Source organism: Enterococcus italicus DSM 15952, from assembly GCF_000185365.1.
Lineage (GTDB): Bacteria > Bacillota > Bacilli > Lactobacillales > Enterococcaceae > Enterococcus_G > Enterococcus_G italicus.
Genome location: NZ_GL622241.1, coordinates 1,439,476 through 1,441,306 on the forward strand (window position 1 = coordinate 1,439,476; position 1,831 = coordinate 1,441,306).

General features: G+C 26.6%; 2 protein-coding genes and 1 pseudogene. All 3 read right to left on the reverse strand.

All coding sequences use genetic code 11. The features are described from left to right. Nucleotides 1-525 (reverse strand): hypothetical protein (locus tag HMPREF9088_RS12065; protein WP_169309446.1); only part of this gene is annotated, 525 nt, incomplete at its 3' end. A gap of 409 nt (nucleotides 526-934) precedes the next feature. Further along, on the reverse strand, nucleotides 935-1,216 hold the full coding sequence (locus tag HMPREF9088_RS06770; protein WP_007208427.1) for a hypothetical protein: 282 nt from the start codon (nucleotides 1,214-1,216) through the stop codon (nucleotides 935-937). Nucleotides 1,217-1,379: 163 nt separating this feature from the next. Then, nucleotides 1,380-1,831, reverse strand: a pseudogene (locus HMPREF9088_RS06775) (hypothetical protein); the annotation flags it as partial.

Here is a 1,831-nt window from a genome sequence, read left to right on the forward strand (position 1 = left end):
AAAAATATTATAGCTATTCCTTCTTAAATAATATGTTTTATCCTCCATTCTCACTAAAATATTTAAATAATCTTCATAGATGTCTAGCTCACTATCATTAATAGGTGGAATAAAAATCTCAGTTAAAAGATATGTAAATGTTTTAATTTTAAATTTTTCTTTTGAAATTTCAAATACTGTAATAAAAAACATTAAGATTGAACATAAATCCATTACGGAGTTCAAATTAAACATATCAAATTCCAATCCTCCAGCAAAACTTTGCACTCTTGCACTCGTAAAAACTAGAGTTAAAAAAAATAAAAAAAACTTGTATTGAACTATCATCAAAAATAAAAAATCCACAATCTTATATCTCAATTTTTTCACAAATTTTATCTTAATAATATCTTCCGACAAAAATTCCAAATAGAAGAAAGACACAATGGTCAAATACAAAATACTATTCATAATACTAACAACCTTTAAAATGGCTAAACCGAAAGTAAGCAAATAAAATAAGATAATTTTTTGATTCTCTGTCAATCTCGAATAGTTCATAATAGTTATGCACGCAAACAAAAATAAAAAAAATAATGTTATCGCCAAACAAACCGTTCATATACACCCTCCTGACTGGTATCTTTCATACAAAAACTTCAAAAATACGAAATCAGTTTTAAGTCTACCACACTCTTTTCATTTAAGATTTCCACTCTATTTTCCAATAACTCAAATTGACACATTTCATCTTTCAAATTAGAATACAGTCTTAAATTCTTTAATTTACCTCAAATTTTCAAAATCCAGACCCAAAAATAAAATGGATTTTAGCCACATGTATCAAGGATTTAGATAACATTACTAAAATAAAATAGACCCAATTTATTAGAATATGGAAAGTTTTTACACTATACCCAGTAGAATTAGAAAATAGTCAGTAGTTATATGTTTATTAAATAAACCTTCTCTTATCCTTAGGAATTAAATCTATCAATAAGATTGCTGAAGGATAATGCTTTTGCATGTATTCTACAGCCCCTAATACATGTGAATCTTCAGAAGCATACAATTCGTCCTTTAATTGCCCCATATCTATTACTATACTCCCACTTAGAAAATCAACTGCATCCTTAAATTCTTTATCTTCATGATAAGCTTCATAAAAATCAGCAAGCTGTTTACAACTAACCACTCCATTTATCGTTAGCTCGATTAATGCTTTTTGGATATTCAAACTTATCTACTCCAATCTGTTTTCAAGAATACTTCTTTCAATTCCTCTAAAGTTTATAATCTTTTAGATAAATCCGTATTTATTCCAGAATCAATGAACTTCCCTATTTCTTTATTTTTACTATTATTCAAATTCTTTCTTCCAGTTTTTATGCTGAATTGTGTCATAATAATTCTGTTTTTAGCTCTTTTGGTACTTTTCTTCGCATGTTCACCTTTATAATGGAACCTTCTTTTTCGTAAAAAGTAGATACTATGCCAATGTTATCTAAATTATTCACTAGCTCTACATTTTGAGGTGTATTTTCTATTTCAACTGATTTATTTTTTCCATTTTCATCAATAGTCAATTCAGAGATTGGTTTGTTCTGTGTTCCCAGCCAATATGTTATATTTTTTATAGAAATCTCATTCAACTTTTTATCTTTGAAAAGATTATTGACTAAACCAACGAATAGTTCCGTATTTGAAAAATTGTCAAATATACAATCATATTCTTCTATTGAAAAATCAGTAATATTATTCTCTAAGAATAAATTAAGCGTTTGTTCAATTGTTGATTTACTTAATGTCCTATCTTTTAAGTTAAAGATAAAATATTCTTTTAAGAATTCAA